This window comes from Noviherbaspirillum album (genome assembly GCF_035916955.1).
GTDB classification, from domain to species: domain Bacteria; phylum Pseudomonadota; class Gammaproteobacteria; order Burkholderiales; family Burkholderiaceae_D; genus Noviherbaspirillum; species Noviherbaspirillum album.
This window is the reverse complement of sequence record NZ_JAWIIV010000006.1, coordinates 238279-256641: the sequence shown is the minus strand read 5'-3', so window position 1 is coordinate 256641 and position 18363 is coordinate 238279. Positions and strand designations below refer to the sequence as shown.

At 60.7% G+C, this 18363-nt stretch carries 17 protein-coding genes; 9 read left to right on the top strand and 8 right to left on the bottom strand.

What is annotated here, in order from left to right; genetic code table 11:
- Window positions 1–126 precede the first annotated feature (126 nt).
- On the bottom strand, window positions 127–924 hold the full coding sequence (locus RY831_RS10080; protein ID WP_326506203.1) for an outer membrane protein assembly factor BamD: 798 nt from the start codon (window positions 922–924) through the stop codon (window positions 127–129).
- Window positions 925–1008: 84 nt separating this feature from the next.
- Between RY831_RS10080 and RY831_RS10075 the strand changes: the two genes are divergently transcribed.
- Together RY831_RS10075 and pgeF are read left to right on the top strand one after the other, a co-directional pair.
- Window positions 1009–2022 (top strand): RluA family pseudouridine synthase, encoded by a 1014-nt coding sequence (locus RY831_RS10075; RefSeq protein ID WP_326506202.1) that lies wholly within the window; start codon window positions 1009–1011, stop codon window positions 2020–2022.
- The gene (pgeF, locus tag RY831_RS10070; RefSeq protein WP_326506215.1) at window positions 2022–2789 is read left to right on the top strand and encodes a peptidoglycan editing factor PgeF; all 768 of its coding nucleotides are present in this window, start codon (window positions 2022–2024) and stop codon (window positions 2787–2789) included. The genes RY831_RS10075 and pgeF overlap by 1 nt, the downstream gene beginning before the upstream one ends.
- 59 nt (window positions 2790–2848) lie before the next feature.
- Here the strand turns inward: pgeF and RY831_RS10065 are convergent, their stop codons facing one another.
- A complete protein-coding gene (locus RY831_RS10065; RefSeq protein WP_326506201.1) occupies window positions 2849–3085 on the bottom strand; it encodes a hypothetical protein in 237 nt (78 codons plus the stop codon).
- 77 nt (window positions 3086–3162) lie between these two features.
- Between RY831_RS10065 and phaC the strand changes: the two genes are divergently transcribed.
- Window positions 3163–4917, top strand: a complete 1755-nt coding sequence (phaC, locus tag RY831_RS10060) for a class I poly(R)-hydroxyalkanoic acid synthase (RefSeq protein ID WP_326506200.1) — start codon at window positions 3163–3165, stop codon at window positions 4915–4917.
- Between the two features lie 341 nt (window positions 4918–5258).
- Window positions 5259–5819 carry a polyhydroxyalkanoate synthesis repressor PhaR gene (gene phaR, locus RY831_RS10055; protein WP_326506199.1) on the top strand — a complete coding sequence of 187 codons (561 nt, stop codon included), beginning with the start codon at window positions 5259–5261 and terminating at the stop codon, window positions 5817–5819.
- Window positions 5820–6138: 319 nt separating this feature from the next.
- Here the strand turns inward: phaR and RY831_RS10050 are convergent, their stop codons facing one another.
- On the bottom strand, window positions 6139–7125 hold the full coding sequence (locus tag RY831_RS10050) for an Lcl domain-containing protein (RefSeq protein WP_326506198.1): 987 nt from the start codon (window positions 7123–7125) through the stop codon (window positions 6139–6141).
- Between RY831_RS10050 and rimO the strand changes: the two genes are divergently transcribed.
- Genes rimO through RY831_RS10035 form a run of 3 tightly spaced genes read left to right on the top strand, consistent with a single transcriptional unit; the run spans window position 7114 to window position 10178 of the window.
- Window positions 7114–8493 (top strand): 30S ribosomal protein S12 methylthiotransferase RimO, encoded by a 1380-nt coding sequence (gene rimO / locus RY831_RS10045; protein ID WP_326506197.1) that lies wholly within the window; start codon window positions 7114–7116, stop codon window positions 8491–8493. The genes RY831_RS10050 and rimO overlap by 12 nt on opposite strands.
- Window positions 8490–8972, top strand: a complete 483-nt coding sequence (locus RY831_RS10040) for a hypothetical protein (protein ID WP_326506196.1) — start codon at window positions 8490–8492, stop codon at window positions 8970–8972. Before rimO ends, RY831_RS10040 begins: the two co-directional genes overlap by 4 nt.
- Window positions 8973–8987: 15 nt before the next feature.
- The gene (locus RY831_RS10035) at window positions 8988–10178 is read left to right on the top strand and encodes a cystathionine beta-lyase (RefSeq protein ID WP_326506195.1); all 1191 of its coding nucleotides are present in this window, start codon (window positions 8988–8990) and stop codon (window positions 10176–10178) included.
- A gap of 78 nt (window positions 10179–10256) precedes the next feature.
- Here RY831_RS10035 and RY831_RS10030 read toward each other — a convergent pair whose 3' ends face one another.
- The 3 genes from RY831_RS10030 to mfd all read right to left on the bottom strand — a co-directional run bounded on the left by RY831_RS10030 (window position 10257) and on the right by mfd (window position 15064).
- Window positions 10257–10619, bottom strand: a complete 363-nt coding sequence (locus RY831_RS10030; protein ID WP_326506194.1) for a DUF4870 family protein — start codon at window positions 10617–10619, stop codon at window positions 10257–10259.
- Window positions 10620–10665: 46 nt separating this feature from the next.
- Window positions 10666–11514: a phosphoserine phosphatase SerB gene (gene serB, locus RY831_RS10025; protein WP_326506193.1), complete on the bottom strand. Its 849-nt coding sequence runs from the start codon at window positions 11512–11514 to the stop codon at window positions 10666–10668.
- Between the two features lie 106 nt (window positions 11515–11620).
- Complete coding sequence (gene mfd, locus RY831_RS10020; protein WP_326506192.1) at window positions 11621–15064, bottom strand: transcription-repair coupling factor; 3444 nt, start codon at window positions 15062–15064, stop codon at window positions 11621–11623.
- A 148-nt stretch (window positions 15065–15212) separates the two neighbouring features.
- Between mfd and ispD the strand changes: the two genes are divergently transcribed.
- Both ispD and ispF read left to right on the top strand, forming a co-directional pair.
- Window positions 15213–15911: a 2-C-methyl-D-erythritol 4-phosphate cytidylyltransferase gene (gene ispD / locus RY831_RS10015; RefSeq protein WP_326506191.1), complete on the top strand. Its 699-nt coding sequence runs from the start codon at window positions 15213–15215 to the stop codon at window positions 15909–15911.
- Window positions 15908–16396, top strand: coding sequence for a 2-C-methyl-D-erythritol 2,4-cyclodiphosphate synthase (gene ispF / locus RY831_RS10010; RefSeq protein WP_326506190.1), 489 nt, complete (start codon window positions 15908–15910; stop codon window positions 16394–16396). Before ispD ends, ispF begins: the two co-directional genes overlap by 4 nt.
- 139 nt (window positions 16397–16535) lie before the next feature.
- On the opposite strand, the gene RY831_RS10005 is transcribed toward ispF, so the two are convergent.
- Together RY831_RS10005 and RY831_RS10000 are read right to left on the bottom strand one after the other, a co-directional pair.
- Window positions 16536–16748, bottom strand: a complete 213-nt coding sequence (locus tag RY831_RS10005; RefSeq protein WP_326506189.1) for a hypothetical protein — start codon at window positions 16746–16748, stop codon at window positions 16536–16538.
- Window positions 16749–17000: 252 nt separating this feature from the next.
- Window positions 17001–18353 (bottom strand): ATP-binding protein, encoded by a 1353-nt coding sequence (locus tag RY831_RS10000; protein WP_326506214.1) that lies wholly within the window; start codon window positions 18351–18353, stop codon window positions 17001–17003.
- Window positions 18354–18363: the final 10 nt, after the last annotated feature.

The following is an 18363-nucleotide window of genomic DNA, read 5'->3' as shown; positions in this document are numbered from 1 at the left end:
GGCCTCCGCTCCGGTGAAAGAAAAACACCCTACTAGCGTAACCGCTCGTAGGGTGGAGGGTGACCATCTCATTAGCCCCGTAAAAACGAGGCTTTAACGGGGCTTTCAAGCTTGCCGAATGGCGGATTACCAGATCTGCCACCAGGGCTTGTTTTCCTTGGGGCCGCCGCTGAAGTAGCTGCTGTTCGGGAAATTCTGCTTGAGCACGCGGTTCGTGTCGTCACGCAGTTTGGTCATGCCCATCGCATCATAAGACTGCGCCATCACGAACAGCGCTTCTTCCACTGCCGGCGCCTCGCGGTATTCGGCCACTGCGATCTGCGCGCGGTTGGCGGCGGCGACATAGGCGCCGCGCCGGTAATAGTATTTGGCGACGTGTACTTCATACTGGGCCATGGCATTGACCAGGTACTTCAGGCGTGCAATCGCATCCTTGGCATAGACGCTGTCGGGGAAGCGCTCCGCCAGCTGCTTGAAGGAGTCGAAGGCATCGCGCGCGGCTTTCGGGTCGCGCTCGCTGGGGTCCTGGCGCGACAGGAAACTCAGGAAGCCGATCCTGTCGTTAAAATTGATCAGGCCGCGCAGGTAATACATGTAATCGACATTCGGATGGTTCGGATGCAGCTTGATGAAGCGCTCGACCGCGGCCAGCGCTTCGGGCTGCTCGCCCGCGCGATAGTGCGCATAGGCGATTTCCATCTGCGCCTGCTGCGCATAGGTGCCGAATGGATAGCGCGATTCCAGCTTTTCAAAATGCTGGATGGCGCGTTCATAATTGCCGCTGGCGAGTTCGTCGCGGGCCTCCGAGTATAATCTCGACGCTGACCAGGTTCTGGTCTCATCGACCTTTTCCGGAAGCATGCCGCATCCGGACAAAGACAGAGCGAGGGCGATGGCAGCAATTTTGAACGATCTATTTCGCATGAGGTTTTGCAGGAACACGGCTGAACAAGGCCATGATTATAGCCGATGGCGACTTCTTGCAACGATACAACTGAATTTCAGATTTTGACTAATACTTCCCCCGAAAACGAGCTCTACGACGGCGATATCGATGACGGCCTGCTGCCGGAAGCGTCTCCCATCGAACTCAAACTTACTCCCGAATTCTGCGGCGTGCGCATCGACAAGGTGCTGTCGCAGCTGGTCCCCGAGTATTCCCGCAGCCGCCTCCAGCAATGGATCGAGGGCGGTCACGTGACCGTCGACGGCCAGCCCGCCCGCGCCAAGACGCTTGCCCTGGGCGACGAGACTATTGTTATCCATCCGCAATCCGCGCCCGAGGATACTGCTTTCAGCCCGGAAGCGATTCCCTTGAGCATCGTGCACGAAGACACCGCCATCCTGGTGATCGACAAGCCTGCCGGCCTGGTGGTGCATCCCGCGGCGGGAAACTGGTCCGGCACCCTGCTTAATGGCTTGCTGCATCATTTCCCGGCGATTGCATCGGTCCCGCGGGCAGGCATTGTGCACCGGCTGGACAAGGAGACCAGCGGGTTGATGGTGGTCGGAAAGACCTTACTGGCCCAGACCGACCTGGTCCGCCAGCTGCAGGCGCGCAGCGTGCACCGGGAGTACCTGGCGCTGGTCTGGGGGACGCCCCAGATCAACGGGAAGATTGATGCCGCGATCGGGCGTCATCCGCGTGACCGGATCAAGATGGCGGTGTCGGAGAACGCCAGCGCCAAGCCTGCGGTAACGCATTATCACAAGATCGCGGCCGGCAGCATCGACGGCCGGCCGGTGAGCCTGCTGCGCTGCCGCCTTGAAACCGGGCGTACCCACCAGATTCGTGTCCACATGCAATCCATCGGTTTCACGCTGGTCGGCGATCCCCTGTACGGCAAACCCCATCTCGCCCCGGTGTTCCCGAGGCAGGCCTTGCATGCTTACCGCCTGGGGCTGCTGCATCCCTCCACCCAGAAGGATTGCGACTGGACCTCGCCGCTGCCGGAGGACATGTGCAAGCTGCTGGAGCGTGCTGGCATCGACGCGGCCGCCGCCGTGGGGGCGCCGGCATGATTCCGGTCCTGGTTCCGGACTGGGAGGCTCCCGGCAACGTTTCGGCGCTGTCGACCACCCGGCGCGGCGGGACCAGCGCGGCACCCTACGATGACGGCGGCGGAGCCGGGGGTCTCAATCTCGGCGTGCATGTCGGCGACAGTCCGCAGGCGGTGGCCGCCAATCGCGCGTTGCTGCGCTCCCGGCTCCCGGCCGAACCGGGCTGGCTGACCCAGGTACACGGCAGCCAGGTCGTCGACGCCCGCGAAGCGTCGCGGGCAATGGAAAGCGGCAGCATGCTCAATGCCGATGCCTGCATCGCGACCAAACCGGGCGTGGTGTGCGTGATCCAGACGGCGGATTGCCTGCCGGTGCTGTTCTGCGACAGCGCCGGCAAGGTGGTCGGCGCAGCGCACGCAGGCTGGCGCGGCCTTGCTAACGGGGTGCTTGAGAATACCGTGGCGCGCATGCGCGAGGCAGGCGCCGGCGACATCCTGGCGTGGCTGGGACCGGCCATCGGACCGTCATGCTTCGAGGTGGGCGACGACGTGGTGCAGGCTTTCGTCGAGCATGACGGCGGGTGCGCATCGGCCTTCGTGCCGCGCGCCGGAACGGCGTCAAAGCATCTCGCCGACATCTATGCGCTCGCGCGACGACGCCTGGCTTCCGCCGGCGTTGCCCGCGTGTGGGGCGGCACCCGCTGTACCGTCAGCGAACGCGACCAGTTCTATTCCTATCGCCGCGACGGCGTGACCGGCCGCATGGCTTCATTGATCTGGTTCAAGTAGCGTTTTTTCACAAGGGCGCAAAATGCCCCGCGTCAACTAGCGGCGCTTCCCGCTACTGCTTACCGGTCCTCGCTCTTAACATCTTCGGCCTGCCTTGCCGCGGCGGCTTCTTCCAGTAGTAATTTTTCGGCTTTCGCCCGATTGCGCTTGCGTCGTGGCGCGCCCATCAAGTATAAAATGATCGACAGGGGCAAGACGCCATAGAGCAGGAAGGTCATGATGCCTGCAATGACCGAGTGTTCGGTGATGGACATCATCAATACGACATAAATCCATGCGATGGCGACGATATGCATAGCAGGTGAAGTCAGGCAGTTTCGAAGTTCGACAAACCGTAACCTTACGCGAAAAAAGAGACGCAAGCATGAATAACATGTTCACCCCTCAAGGCGATCCCCAGGCCTGGATGGCAAAATTCGCCGATCCGAACGCATGGCAATCCATGATGCAGATGCCGCAGATCCCACCGATGCCGCAGATGGATGCCGCGTCTTTCGCCGCGACGGTCAAGGAGTTCGGCGCGACCATCGAGCCGTCGGTACTCGCCAGGCTGCAGAGCGACTACATGCAGGAGATGGGCAGCCTCTGGCAGCAGATGCTGACCGCGAAAGCGCCGGTGATCGCCGACAAGCGTTTCACGTCGCCGGAGTGGCAGTCCAATCCCATGTTCGCATTCAATGCAGCGGCCTATCTTTTGAATGCGCGCTTCCTGATGGCGATGGCGGACGCGGTCGAAGCCGCGCCGCGTGCGAAGCAGAAGATCCGTTTTGCGGTGCAGCAGATGGTGGATGCGATGTCGCCCGCCAACTTTCTCGTGACCAACCCCGAGGCGCAGCAAAAGATCGTCGAGACCAAGGGTGAAAGCCTTGCCAAGGGCATTGCCCTCATGCTTGAAGACATGCAGAAGGGGCGGATCTCGCAGACCGACGAATCGGCGTTCGAAGTCGGGAGAAACGTGGCGACCACCGAGGGCGCCGTCGTGTTCGAGAACGAGCTGTTCCAGCTGATCCAGTACAAGCCGCTCACCAAGACGGTCTATGAACGCCCGCTGCTGCTGGTGCCGCCCTGCATCAATAAATACTACATCCTGGACCTGCAGCCGGAGAATTCGCTGGTGCGCCATGCGGTCGAGCAGGGGCATACGGTGTTCCTGGTTTCATGGGTGAATCCGGATGCGTCGCTCGGCAACAAGACCTGGGATGACTACATTCTCGATGGCGTGGTCAAGGCGCTCAACGTGACTCAGGAAATCTCCGGCCAGGAGCAGATCAATGCACTTGGCTTTTGCGTGGGCGGCACGCTGCTGTCGACCGCACTGGCCCTGCTGACTGCGCGAGGAGAAAATCCGGTATCGAGCCTGACGCTGCTGACGACCTTCCTCGATTTTTCCGATCCGGGCGTGATCGAGGTCTTCATTGATGAGGCGCAGGTTTCCATGCGCGAGCAGCGACTCGGCAACGGCGGGCTGATGCCGGGCCGGGATTTCGCGTCGGCGTTTTCCAGCCTGCGTCCCAACGATCTGGTCTGGAACTACGTGAAGACCAATTACCTGAAGGGCGAGCAGCCTCCCGCGTTCGATCTGCTCTACTGGAACGCCGACAGCACCAATCTGCCCGGTCCGATGTTCTGCTGGTACCTGCGCAATCTCTATCTCGAGAACCGGCTGCGCACGCCTGGCAAGGTCACCGTTGCCGGCGAAAAGATCGACTTGTCGATGATCGATGCGCCGGCCTTCATTTACGGCTCCCGCGAAGATCACATCGTGCCGTGGACCGCTGCCTATGAATCCGTCAAGCTGCTCAATCCGAAGCAGCGCGGGCGCAATAAATTCGTGCTCGGCGCTTCCGGGCATATTGCCGGCGTCATCAATCCGCCCGCAAAGAAGAAGCGCAGTTACTGGAGCGCGGACCAGGCGTCTGACAGCGCCGAGCAGTGGCTCGCCGAAGCGAAGGAAACACCTGGCAGCTGGTGGCCGGAATGGACCGCTTTTCTCGCTGCGAATGCCGGCGATCAGGTCCCGGCGCCGCGCAAATTCGGCAACGCGACTTACAAGCCGATCGAGCCGGCTCCCGGCCGTTACGTAAAGGTCAAGGCAGAGAAGCAGGGGCTGGCCTCGGCATTTGTGTGATCGCCCGGAGGGTGGCCAATCCTAGTCAGCGATTGATCGGCCGTCCTCCAGTTTTTCACTTTGCGCAAGAATTATTGGGAAATACCCGCTTAGACCCTGAGCTTATTGTTTGTGCGCCTTGCCTGGGTGCATTGCATGAACGCAATCCTCGATGCGCTAAGGCCTATATTTCAAAAGACGATTTTGCGCAAACGCATTGCAATAATTCCATGTGCATTTGGCAATACTTGGCTAACGCTTTGTTTTTTCGCACTATAATGAAATCGGAGACAGCGAACGCTTGTTCGCTTTATTAAAGAAACGGCATGGACGCGTTGCGACGCAAAAAACTGGAATATTCAATGAACAGTGCAAAAAAGCTTTCCGAGCGCTTGATTAAGAAGTATCCGAATCGCCGCCTGTACGACACCCAGACGAGTTCCTACATCACGCTTGCTGATGTCAAGCAACTGGTGCTTGATAACGAGGAATTTACTGTCATTGATGCCAAGTCCGAAGAGGACCTGACCCGCAGCATTCTCCTGCAGATCATTCTCGAAGAGGAAGCCAACGGCACGCCGATGTTTTCCAGCGGTGCGCTATCCCAGATCATCCGCTACTACGGCCATGCGATGCAGGGCATGATGGGCTCCTACCTCGAGAAAAACATCCAGGCCTTCATCGATATACAAAACAAGCTCGCCGAAAACTCCAAGGGTTTCTATGAAGGCAAGCCATTCAGCCAGGAAATGTGGACCCAGTTCATGAATGTACAGGGGCCGATGATGCAAGGCATGATGAGCAATTACATAGAGCAGAGCAAGAACCTGTTCCTACAGATGCAGGACCAGATGCAGAACCAGACGAAGTCCATGTTCGGCACATTCCCATTCGTGCCGCCGGTCGACAAGACCAAGAAATAAACATCTTCACCCGGCTTGCATACCTTGCGAGCCGGGTGGCCCGCCTGCCGCCACCGACAAACTTCCGGCAGAGGGAACAATAGCGGATTCGCTTTGTACCCCATTCTGTCATGTCCAACGCTTCCCCATCTCAGGAAGTCGGTTTGGTTTCCCTTGGCTATCCGAGGAATTCTTGAAATAACCCGGCGCGCGAGCGACGAATAGATGTAAAAAAGCCCAGAACGCATTTTGCTTTTCTGGGCTTTTTACGAACTAGATAGATAGTGTGCTGCACTATCACATTCATTGATGGAGCGATATCCTAGCTTCTTGCCTTAAGTTACCGCACACAAGCCACATACGAACCTGACACGTCGGGTCTTTCGCTTGATGCACCTGTCGAAAGATTGAGCGCAACATGTCCCGCCTCCGACAAGTTGCTCGCCATTGTGCTGCTCCACGTGTGGCCAAGTGTCCATCCTTTGCCATTCATTTCTCCAGATGCATAAAGCGCAGCCAATTCAGTGTCGCTTGGCTGCCGCCAACCGCTTGCCCCACTGATAGTTGTGGTCTGACAGTAGGCACGTGCATTGGCCCAGGTGTCGACATGTGCAACTGGCATCCAGGTGAGTCCCTGCACAGTAGCTGGCGCCGCGTTAGATTGCGGTGCCACGCACTGATTGTTTGTCAGAATTGCGGGCGGCACACAGGTAGGTATGGCGACACACTGCTTGTTAATCCGGGTTTGGCCAGTTGCGCAAGGTACTGCTTCAACGGTCAGGGTTGTGGTTCCATGACTCGGGCCAAAACTTCCAAGCTCCGGCTGCGACGCAGTGATGGTTGCCTTGCCAGGACCGACAATGGTTATCACATCGCCGCTGATCGTTGCGACGCCCGGATTGTCAATGCTGAAAGTGAATGCGGCTGGGCTTTTGGACGAAGGAGCTACCAGTTTGAAGTCCGCGTCCGTTTCTTTCTTGCTGATGGCAGCGAATTCACCCTGCTTGGTATCGGGGTTGCCTCCGCAAGACATTAGCACGCAAGCTGTTGCAATCGAAACGACAATTGACTGAAATTTCATGATTTCCGACAGTAAATGGAAACCATCGATGCTACAAGGTAAGTCATCAATATCCAAATTCGTGTGTTGCTTTTCGGACGCCCATTCAACCGAGTTTTGCCGCTTGGGTAAGAGTTGCAGACGTATGCAGAGATCGATGTAAGCTTTTTGAACGCCATTCGAGAGCATAGGGTGAGTTAAAATCGCGGTTTTGTATTCTTGAGCGCAGCTGCGCTCATGCAAACGGATCATTACGTGAAAAATCATCTAGATTCAAAAGCTTACGAGAATCTCTCTCCGAAAGTCGGATTTGTTAGCCTAGGCTGCCCCAAGGCACTCGTCGACTCCGAACAAATCCTGACCCAGCTGCGCGCCGAAGGCTACGATACCGCCAAGTCCTATGACGGCGCCGACCTGGTCATTGTCAATACCTGCGGCTTCATCGACGCAGCCGTCCAGGAGTCGCTGGACGCCATCGGCGAAGCGCTGAACGAGAACGGCAAGGTCATCGTGACCGGCTGCCTGGGCGCCAAGAAGGATGCCGCCGGCAACGACATCGTCCAGTCCGTGCATCCGAAAGTTCTGGAAGTCACCGGCCCGCATGCGGTGGGCGAAGTCATGGCCGCCGTCCACAAGCACCTGCCCAAGCCGCATGATCCCTTCGTCGACCTGGTGCCCGCGCAAGGCGTGAAGCTGACGCCGAAGCACTATGCCTACCTGAAGATTTCCGAAGGCTGCAATCACCGCTGCAGCTTCTGCATCATTCCCTCGATGCGCGGCGACCTGGTGTCGCGCCCGGTGGCGGACGTGATGCTCGAAGCGGAAAACCTGTTCAAGGCCGGCGTCAAGGAACTGCTGGTGATTTCCCAGGACACCAGCGCCTACGGCGTCGACGTCAAGTTCCGCACCGGTTTCTGGAACGGCAAGCCGCTGCGCACCCACATGACCCAGCTGGTCGGCGCGCTTGGCGAGCTTGCGGCGCAATACGGCGCCTGGGTCCGCCTGCATTACGTGTACCCGTATCCGCATGTCGATGACATCATCCCGATGATGGCCGAGGGCAGGGTATTGCCTTATCTCGACGTGCCGCTGCAGCATGCGCATCCCGATGTGCTCAAGCGCATGAAGCGGCCGGCCAACGGTGAGAAGAATATCGAGCGCATCCAGGCCTGGCGCAAGATGTGCCCGGATCTGACCATCCGCTCCACGTTCATTGCCGGCTTTCCGGGCGAGACCGAAGCGGAATTCGAATATCTGCTGGACTTCCTCAAGGAAGCCCGCATCGACCGCCTCGGCTGCTTCTCCTATTCGCCGGTGGAGGGCGCCACCGCCAACGAACTGGCTAATCCGGTGCCCGAGGAAGTGCGTGAAGAGCGCCGTGCGCGCGTGATGGTGCTCCAGGAAGAAATCTCGAAGCAGCGCATGCAGGCAAAGGTCGGCAGGACCCTGCGCGTGCTGCTCGATGAAGTCGGACCGAGCGGCGGCGTGGGCCGCTCCGAGGCGGATGCACCCGAAATCGACGGTGTCGTATACGTCAAGCCGCCTTACGAACCGCATCGCAAGCTCAAGGTCGGCGAATTCGTCGAGGTGAAGGTCACTGCCGCCGACGCGCACGACCTGTGGGCGGAGGCATGATGCGGCGCATAGCGGGCGCGCTGCTTGCCGGCGCCATGGGTGCCGCGGCCATGACTGCCGCTCCGGTGCTGTCGGCGAGTGCGCCGGCCGCACCGCAGGCGGAAGCTTCCGGCAAGGCGCTCTTCATGAAGCCGGTCGCGCTGCGCGGCATGCTCGGGGATGCAAAGATCCAGGTGACGCTGCGCACCAAGGAGCCAGCCGAGGATGGCATCGAAGGCGAATATTTCGTATTCGGCGGGTCGCAACGGGTCCTGCTCGCGGGAGAGGTCGAAGGTCAGGAGGTGTTCATGGAGGAATCCGAGAACGGCACCGACGTCTCCGGGCAATGGGACGGCAGGCTAGCGGGCGAGACCCTGAGCGGAGAATGGCAGTCGGCGGATGGAAAAATCAAGAAGCCGTTCACCTTGCGCATCGTGCGCGCCGAGGAAAAAGCAACAGGGCAGAATGCCCGGCCATCGGGGCAGGGCAAACAGCAATAACCGGGGAGATCATGCGTGTCAGACCGTAAATCGCTGCAAACCACTCTGATTCATTCCGATTACAAGGCGCCCGAAGGTTTCGGCGCCTTTCCCGCGCCGATACACCATGCGTCGACGGTATTGTTCAAGAACGTGGCCGCCATGCGGTCGCGCAACTGGCAGGACAAGAGCGCCTATACCTACGGCCTGCACGGGACTCCGACCACCTTTACCCTGGAAGCTCGCCTCGCGGAAATCGAGGGCGGTACGCATTGCCTGCTCGCGCCCAGCGGACTGGCTGCGATTTCCATGGTCGACCTGGGGCTGCTGAAGTCTGGCGACGACGTCCTGCTGCCAGACAATGTCTACAATCCGAACCGCGAACTGGGGCGCTGGCTGACTCAGGATTTCGGAATCACCGCCCGATTCTACGATCCGCTGATCGGAGCGGGCATCGGGGAGTTGCTGCAGCCGAACACCCGGCTGGTCTGGACCGAAGCGCCGGGATCGGTGTCGATGGAAGTGCCGGACATTCCCGCGATCTGCAAGGCGGTACGGGCACGGCGCGAGTCGGGACAGGATATCCATGTCGCGATCGACAATACCTGGTCTGCGGGTATAGCCTTCCGCGCCTTCGATCACGGTGTCGACATCGTGATGCAGGCATTGACCAAATACCAGTCGGGCGGTTCGGATGTGCTGATGGGCGCGGTGGTTACCCGAGACGCTGCGCTGATCCATCGCATCGAAATGGCGCACATGCGGCTCGGCTACGGCGTCGGCGCGGACGATGCATACCTCGTGCTGCGCGGGCTACCGAGCATGAAGCTGCGTTTCGACGCCCACGATGCTGCGGCACGCAAAATCGCGGCGTGGCTCAAGAGCCGGCCCGAAATTGAGCGGGTGCTGCATCCCGCATTCGAGGATTGCCCCGGGCATGAAACATGGAAACGTGATTTCACCGGCGCCGGCGGATTGTTTTCGATCGTGTTCGATGAACGTTATGCGGAAGCCCAGACCGATGCCTTCGTCGATGCGCTTCGGCTGTTCAAGATCGGGTTCAGCTGGGGCGGGGCAAACAGCCTTTGCGTGCCTTACCGGATACAGGGCATGCGGCGCGGCTGGAATGGCACCGGGCAACTGGTGCGCCTGAATATCGGCCTGGAAGAGCCCGACGATCTGATTGCGGATATCGAGCAGGCCTTGCAGGTCATGAAAGCGCAATAGCGGTTTCCGGCCTGTGCCAGCGTACATCACTTGCGGGACGCCCGGCGTGGCCGTGGCGCCCCGAAGGCCGTGGAAACATCAGATCTTCATCGCCTTGTTGTCGTTCAGGTCAAGGATGCCCTTGATCAGCCGGTAAGCCTTCCATACCCACGCGGCGGTCCAGATCAGCCAGGCGAGCGGGATGCCGATTACCGTCATGAATAGGATGCCGCCGACCACCATCCAGAACAGGTACCACCAGAACGAACGGATTTGCCAGCGGTGATGGCTTTCCACGAAGGTGCCGGCGGCATCATCCTTCTTGATGTAATTGATGATCAGCGGAATCCATGAAAAGGCGCCGAGTGAAAACAGGAAGCTGAGTCCGTGAAGGATATACAGCCACCATGCAAGGCTTTTTGTGGATTGCAACTTGCTGTCAAGAACGAGTTCCTGGGCCATTATTCCTCCATAGTGGGTGGTCAGGTGAGCGACCTTATCTAAAAGATCACTCGAACAACGATAAGATTCCGTCCAACCCGACAAAATTCAAGGCCACATCGGCCTGCGCGCGCACAATGGGCTTGGCGCGGAACGCCACCGACATGCCGGAAATACCCATCATTTTCAGGTCGTTGGCGCCGTCTCCCATGATAATCGCCTTCCGCGGGGAAATGCCAATGTCGGCGCATACCCGTTCGACGGTGCGCATCTTCTCCTCGGCGTCGACGATTCCACCCGTCACGCGGCCGGTCAGCTTGCCGTCGCTGACTTCCAGTTCGTTGGAATGGGTGTAATCGAGGCCGAGCCGGGTTTTCATGCGGTCGGTAAAGAAGGTAAAGCCGCCCGATACCAGCAGGGTCTTCAGCCCGGCGGCCTTGATCGCCTCCAGCATGCGTTCGGCGCCTGGCGAAAGTTTCAGGCGCTCATCGTAGACGCGCTGCAGGGCCGACGCCTCGAGTCCCTTGAGCAGGGCGACGCGGCGGGTCAGGCTTTCCCGGAATTCGATTTCACCGCGCATCGCGGCTTCGGTGATTTCCGCAACCTGCGGCTTGAGGCCCTGCATGTCGGCAATCTCGTCGATGCACTCAATGGTGATCAGCGTCGAGTCCATGTCCATCGCGACCAGGCCGAAGTCGTCAAGGCGGCGCCCTGCAGGAGTGAATGCATAATCGAGCCTGGCGTTGAAGCATTCGCCGTCGATGCCGGCCTTGAGCGCTTCCGAAAACCGGACGTCCTCAACGCGATACACATTCTCGGTCAATGCAACAATGCGGCTACCGCCGGCGAGCTCGGCGATACGGTCGATGTCGGAACGCTGGGTGGACAAGCCTTGCAGTATGAGATTCGTTGTCATTGTAATTTCGCGGCAGGAGAGCGGATCATGCGCTGATCCGGGACTCCGCCTGCATCAAGGGTGGTTGAATGATTCAGGACGGAATGGCGCGGCGCACGGATCACCATCAGCCCGCGAGCGATCGTATCGTTGCCTTGACCTGCGACACGCGCGCCGCCAGGTCGGGCATGCTGGCGGTGATCCGCAGCTTGTCCTGGCCGTTCAGCTTTACATGCCGGTTCTTCTGCACCAGTTCGATGATGCGCATCGCATCGATCGGCGGATTCGGCTGGAACTGCAGGACCGCAGATTCCGCATGGGCATCGATTTTAATAATTCCCACCGGCATGGCGGCAATGCGCAGGCGATGCGTTTCGATCAGCGCCTTGGCGGCATCCGGCATTTTTCCAAAGCGGTCGATCAGTTCTTCCTGCAGTTCATCGATCGCATGCGATGCCTGGCAGTTGGCCAGGCGCTTGTACAGCGAAAGCCGCTCGTGCACGTCGCCGCAGTAATCCTGGGGCAGGAGTGCCGGCACATGCAGGTTGATTTCGGTGGTCGACGAGAGCGGCGCGGCAAGATCGGGCTCCTTGCCGTTCTTGAGGGAGCGCACCGCTTCGTTGAGCATGTCGGAATACAACTGGAAGCCGATTTCCTGCATTTCCCCCGACTGGTTCTCGCCGAGCACTTCGCCGGCGCCGCGGATCTCGAGGTCGTGCATCGCGAGGTAGAAGCCGCTGCCGAGTTCCTCCATCTGCTGGATGGCCTCCAGCCGGCGCTGCGCCTGCTTGGTCAGGCCTTGTACGTCATGCACCAGCAGGTAGGCATAGGCCTGGTGATGCGAGCGGCCGACGCGGCCGCGCAGCTGGTGCAGCTGGGCGAGGCCGAACTTGTCGGCGCGGTGCATGATGATGGTGTTGGCCGTCGGCACGTCGATGCCGGTTTCGATGATGGTCGTGCATAGCAGGATGTTGTAGCGCTGCGCGACGAAATCGCGCATGACCTTTTCGAGGTCGCGTTCATGCATCTGGCCGTGGGCGACTGCGACGCGCGCTTCCGGCAACAGGCCTTCGAGCATGGCCTTGCGGTTGAGGATGGTTTCCACTTCGTTGTGCAGGAAGTACACCTGGCCGCCGCGCTTCAATTCGCGCAGGCAGGCTTCCCTGATCACCGAATCGTCCTCGCTGCGCACGAAAGTCTTGATGGCGAGACGCTTCTGCGGGGCCGTGGCGATCACGGAAAAATCGCGCAGGCCCTCCAGCGCCATGCCCAGCGTGCGGGGGATCGGCGTTGCCGTCAGCGTCAGCACGTCGACTTCGGCGCGCAGCGCTTTCAGGGCTTCCTTCTGGCGCACGCCGAAGCGGTGTTCCTCGTCGATGATGACCAGGCCAAGACGGGAGAACTTCACGTCGCCCGACAGCAATTTGTGCGTGCCGATGACGATATCGACCGTGCCTTCGGCCATGCCCTTGATCGCCTGCGTGACTTCCTTGCCGGTGCGGAAGCGGGACAGCTCGGCGATCTTCACCGGCCAGTCGGCGAAGCGGTCGGCGAAGGTCTGCGCATGCTGCTCGGCGAGAAGCGTGGTGGGAGCGAGGATGGCAACCTGCTTGCCGCCCATGACGGCGACGAAGGCGGCGCGCAGCGCCACTTCGGTCTTGCCGAAACCGACGTCGCCGCAGATCAGGCGGTCCATCGGTTTGCCGCTGGTCATGTCGCCGATGACCGCGTTGATGGCGGCGCTCTGGTCTGGCGTTTCCTCGAAGCCGAAGCTTTCCGCGAAAGCTTCATAGTCGCGCGCGGAATACTGGAAGGAATGACCCTGCCGCGCTGCACGGCGCGCATACAGGTTGAGCAGTTCGGCGGCGGTGTCGCGGATCTGCTGGGCAGCCTTCTTCTTCGCCTTTTCCCATTGGCCGGAACCGAGGATATGAAGGGGAGCTTCGTCGGGCGACGCGCCGGAATAGCGAGAAATCACATGCAGCTGGGAGACAGGCACGTAGAGCTTGGTATCCTTCGCATACTCCAGGTGCAGGAATTCCGTCTCGCCTTCGCCGAGGTCCATGCTGATCAGGCCCATGTAGCGACCGATGCCGTGGCTGACATGCACCACCGGGTCGCCGATCTTCAGCTCCGACAGGTCGCGCACCATGTACTCGACCTGGGTGACCGCTTCCTGTTTCCTGCGGCCGGCGCGGCGGCCGCTGCCGGCATAGAGTTCGGTCTCGGTAATAAACGCCATCCCACCCGATTCCGACTCCAGTTCGAAACCGGCCTGCAGCGGTGCAACGCCGAGCGCCAGGCGCGCCGACGACCCGGCGAATTCCTCGAAGCTCTCGACGGGCACGAGGTCAAGCGCGAATTCGTTGAAATACTGCTGCAGCGTTTCGCGGCGGCCGTTGGAATCGGCGCAGATCATCACCCGCTTGTCGGTTTGCAGCAGATAGGACCGAAGGTTCACCAGCGGGTCGTCGGCGCGCCGGTTGACGGCGATATTGGGAATCGGCGCCGAGATCTCGGAGGCCGCGTCGTCAGCCTGTATCGTCCAGCGCCCATACGGCTTGGCCAGGATGAAGAAATCCTGGTCGGTCAGAAACAGGCGCTCGGGTGCAAGCAGCGGGCGCTCGCGGTCGGCCTTCAGGAATTTGTAGCGCGACTGGGTATCGCTCCAGAAGCGCTTGATCGATGCTTCGATATCGCCCACCAGCGCAAACATGGTGTTCTCGGGCACGTACTGGAACAGCGTCGCCGTCTCCTCGAAGAAGAGCGGCAGGTAGTATTCGATGCCGGCCGACGCGATGCCGTTGCCGATGTCTTTGTAAATAGAGGATTTCGACGGGTCGCCCTCGAATTCCTCGCGCCAGCGGCCGCGGAAAGCGGTGCGTGCAGCCTCATCCATCGGGAATTCGCGCCCGGGCAGCAGCCTGACATCCGGCACGGGATAGAGCGAGCGCTGGGTGTCGGCATCGAAGGTGCGGATGGTCTCGATGGTGTCGCCGAACAGGTCGAGACGGTAAGGCAGCGGCGAGCCCATCGGGAACAGGTCGATCAATCCGCCCCGCACCGAATATTCGCCGGGCGACATCACCTGCGTCACATGCGTGTATCCGGCCAGCGTGAGCTGGGTCTTGAGCCGCGTTTCGTCAAGGGTTTCGCCCTTCTTGAAGAAGAAGGTGTAGGCCGCGAGAAAGGAGGGCGGCGCCATGCGAAGCAGGGCCGTGGTCGCCGGCACGATCAGGACATCGCATTGCCCGGTATGAATCTCGTGCAGGGTCGCAAGACGCTCGGACACCAGATCCTGGTGCGGAGAAAAAGCGTCGTAGGGCAGCGTTTCCCAGTCGGGCAGCAGGTGGCAGCGCAATTGCGCCGCGCTCCCGCCGAACCAGGGAATCTCCGACAGCAGACGCTGGGCATCGGATGCGCTGGCCACCACCACGGCCAGCATGCGCTGCTGGCCCTTCAGCAGGACGCCCGCCTGGGCAAGCGCGTAGGCGTCAGCGGAACCGTGGGTTGCTGGCAGTGCAAAGCGGTTGCCAGGTTTGGGAAGGGATTTTTTAAGATCGAACGACATCAGCGGAGGACATCCGGAAGGTCGGGCAAGTTCACCGGCTGCATTCGGCAAACTTCGACTGTGAGAAAATATGCCGAGATTATAAACCAAGCCCTATACCCGAGCCTTGCCCTGGGACATGTCCGTTCCGGAAGAGGCCGCTTCATTGATGAATCCACCCCGTCACTTCGCCCTGATACCTGCCGCCGGCGTCGGCGCGCGCATGGGGGGGGCATGTCCCAAGCAATACATGCCGCTCGCCGGAAAACCCATGCTGCTGCATACGCTCGATACCTTCGCCGCCAGCCCGCTCATCGAACACACGTTTGTCGTGGTAAGTCCGGAGGACGGCTATATCACCGAGATCCTGGCATCGGCCAGGCATCTTGAAACGCGGGTATCCGTGCTGTTCAACGGCGGCGCGACGCGCCATCGCTCGGTGTTGAACGGCCTGCATGCGATACGGGAAAGCCTGGACGACGATGACTGGGTCCTGGTGCATGATGCCGCGCGTCCCGGCCTGACCGGTGAACTGATCGAGCGCCTGGTCTGTGCCCTGCGGGATGATGCCGTCGGCGGCCTGCTTGCCCTGCCGGTGGTGGATACGCTCAAGCGCGCCGATGGCGCTGGCCGCGCCGCGCAAACCGTGGCGCGCGAATCCTTGTGGGCGGCCCAGACGCCGCAGATGTTCCGGTACGCGCTGCTGCGCGGCGCACTCGAGCAGGCTGCCGCGGTAACCGACGAGGCGAGCGCGGTGGAGGCATTGGGACTGCTTCCGCGACTCGTCGAAGGCAGTCCGCGCAACTTCAAGGTCACCCTGCCGCATGATGTCGGTCTTGCAGAATTGCATTTGAAAGGAAATACATGAATCAGCCACCGTTTCGCGTCGGACAGGGGTATGACTGTCATGCGCTCGTGCCGGGGCGCAAGTTGTTCATCGGCGGCGTCGAGATTCCGCACGTGACCGGCCTGCTCGGCCATTCCGATGCCGATGTGCTGTTGCATGCGGTGACCGATGCCTTGTTCGGCGCCGCCGGCCTGGGCGATATCGGCCGTCATTTTCCCGACACCGACGCCCGCTTCAAGGGCGCCGATTCGCGGGCGCTGCTCAAGGAGGCCGGCCGGCGCGTGGCCGAGGCAGGTTACCTGATCGGGAATCTGGATGCGACCATCATCGCGCAGGCGCCGAAGATGGCGCCGCACATTGCGCGGATGGTCGAACATGTCGCCGCCGATCTCGGTATCGAGGCTGGACAGGTGAACATCAAGGCGAAGACGAACGAAAAGCTTGGCTATCTCGGCCGGGAAGAAGGGATTGCCGCAGAAGCAATCGTTCTTCTGTACCGGAAATAAGAAGCCGCATCAAGACACTTGATGAGCGAATAAGGAGCTAAGGCGGCCGGTCCTCGGAAGTGAAGAGCGGCCGCAGCCGAGCATGGATGTGCAGAGCCTGCCTGTTTCCGGTCTTGAGTCCTGTCTGGCATGCTTTAAATCAGCCGCCGCCGATTCCCTGCGTGATACGGCCGGTTCCTTCGCAGGTCGGGCACTCGGCTCCGTCCGCCTTCTTGCCCTTGCCGCTGCAGTCCGGACAAAGATCCTCACCGGTGCCAGGGGTGCCGGCCATGGCTTCGTCGCCAGGCTTGAGATGGTTTGGAGTAGTGCCCGGGGTTCCCGTTGGACCGCTGCCGGATGTCGAAGTACTCATGTCGCCTCCTGTTCCAATAACCGAGACGGCCGAATGCCATGCACAATGGCAATGAGCCGCCGCGCCGTCACGTGACAGCTTGACAATGTAGATTGATGGTCATTGGGGAAGTTCAGCGCTGTTCTGAATGCATGAACGAGCTGTCTGCTGCGGGGCAGGGTGCGACGCCCCTGGCTTGCGTCAAGGCATCCGGCATCCGCGCGTAAATGGCCGGTTTGATCGACCCGCACGTTGCGGCGCCGGACGGGAGCTTTATCCGAGAGTTCCGGTGACCGGGAGCGCAATGCGGATGCGCAACCCGCCTGTGGGATTGTTGCTCAGCTTGAGTGAACCATGATGGCGCTTGACGATGCGTTCGACGATGGCGAGGCCGAGTCCTGCGCCATTGGCTTGGCTGCGGGCGGTATCAAGCCGGGTGAAAGGCCGCAGCAACCGCTCGATCTCCGAATCCGGCACGCCGGATCCGCTATCGGCGATTTCAATGATGGCGAAATTGCCCTGGTTCTTGCAGGCGATATCGATCGCGGTTTCGCTGGTCCCGGCCGTCTTGCCGTAACGGCGCGCATTCTCGATCAGGTTGTTGACCACGCGTCGCAGGTCGGTGGCATTGCCGAAGACATTCACGTTGTCGGCGATGCTCGACGTGACCCGGACATCCGGCAGGCGCGCCGCTTCGTGCGCGCATTCGCTCATCAGCGACGTCAGGTCGACGCTCGCCGCCGACACCTTGTCCGAAGGCTTCGCGAATTCAAGGAACTGGCCGATGATCTCGTCCATCTGCGACAGATCGGATTGCATGCCCTTGCGGGCATCGTCACCGAGTCCGGCCAGTTCGACTTCAAGCTGCATGCGTGCCAGCGGCGTGCGCAGGTCGTGCGAGATGCCGGCCAGGATAACGGCGCGGTCGGACTCCACCCGTGCCAGGTCGGCGACCATCTGGTTGAAGCTGCGGTTGGCCTCGCGGATTTCCGCCGGGCCCTTTTCCGGCAGGGGCTCGGGGGTCTGTCCCTTGGCGATGCACCGGGTGGCGGTCGTGATGCGTGCCAGCGGCTGGTTGATGAGCCGTGAAATGAAGACCGCGCCGAACAGCGACAGGATCAGCGTCGTGGTGGCCAGGCCCAGCCACTGGACGCTCGATACTCCCTCGATGCGTTCCCGGTCCAGGCGCAGCCAGTATTCGTCGTCGTCGATCTTGAAGCTGACCCAGAAGCCGCCGACGTCATTGACGCGCCCGGCGAATTTCGTGTCCTGGCCCAGCCGTCCCTTGACGGTCGACTCGAGCACCGGCATCAGCCCGCTGTCCGGCGGCGGCTCGACCGCATCGGTTTTTTCGAGCGGATAGATGCGGATGCCTTCATTGCTGGCGAGATCGAACAGCAGTTCCCGGCGCAGATCCGGCGCCGAGTGGGTGAGGGCAGCACGCGTGATGGTGACGATGGAAATCACCTGCGCGGCCATCTGCTGCGCGCGGGGAGTGCGCTCGACGATACGGAAACTGGCAACCCACGCCATGATGCTGACCGCGATGAGGAAAGCAAGCAGGAAGAAGGTTCGCCAGAACAGGCCGCTGTTGAGCCAGCCGAGACGGTTACCGATAAGCGGGATCAAGATTGCG

What these genes read in the sequence shown, in the direction of transcription:
- RY831_RS10080 (WP_326506203.1), bottom strand. Translation starts at nt 924, where the DNA reads ATGCGAAATAGATCGTTCAAAATTGCTGCCATCGCCCTCGCTCTGTCT.
- RY831_RS10065 (WP_326506201.1), bottom strand. Translation starts at nt 3,085, where the DNA reads ATGCATATCGTCGCCATCGCATGGATTTATGTCGTATTGATGATGTCC.
- phaC (WP_326506200.1), top strand. Translation starts at nt 3,163, where the DNA reads ATGTTCACCCCTCAAGGCGATCCCCAGGCCTGGATGGCAAAATTCGCC.
- phaR (WP_326506199.1), top strand. Translation starts at nt 5,259, where the DNA reads ATGAACAGTGCAAAAAAGCTTTCCGAGCGCTTGATTAAGAAGTATCCG.
- RY831_RS10050 (WP_326506198.1), bottom strand. Translation starts at nt 7,125, where the DNA reads ATGATTTTTCACGTAATGATCCGTTTGCATGAGCGCAGCTGCGCTCAA.
- RY831_RS10040 (WP_326506196.1), top strand. Translation starts at nt 8,490, where the DNA reads ATGATGCGGCGCATAGCGGGCGCGCTGCTTGCCGGCGCCATGGGTGCC.
- RY831_RS10030 (WP_326506194.1), bottom strand. Translation starts at nt 10,619, where the DNA reads ATGGCCCAGGAACTCGTTCTTGACAGCAAGTTGCAATCCACAAAAAGC.
- serB (WP_326506193.1), bottom strand. Translation starts at nt 11,514, where the DNA reads ATGACAACGAATCTCATACTGCAAGGCTTGTCCACCCAGCGTTCCGAC.
- mfd (WP_326506192.1), bottom strand. Translation starts at nt 15,064, where the DNA reads ATGTCGTTCGATCTTAAAAAATCCCTTCCCAAACCTGGCAACCGCTTT.
- ispD (WP_326506191.1), top strand. Translation starts at nt 15,213, where the DNA reads ATGAATCCACCCCGTCACTTCGCCCTGATACCTGCCGCCGGCGTCGGC.
- ispF (WP_326506190.1), top strand. Translation starts at nt 15,908, where the DNA reads ATGAATCAGCCACCGTTTCGCGTCGGACAGGGGTATGACTGTCATGCG.
- RY831_RS10005 (WP_326506189.1), bottom strand. Translation starts at nt 16,748, where the DNA reads ATGAGTACTTCGACATCCGGCAGCGGTCCAACGGGAACCCCGGGCACT.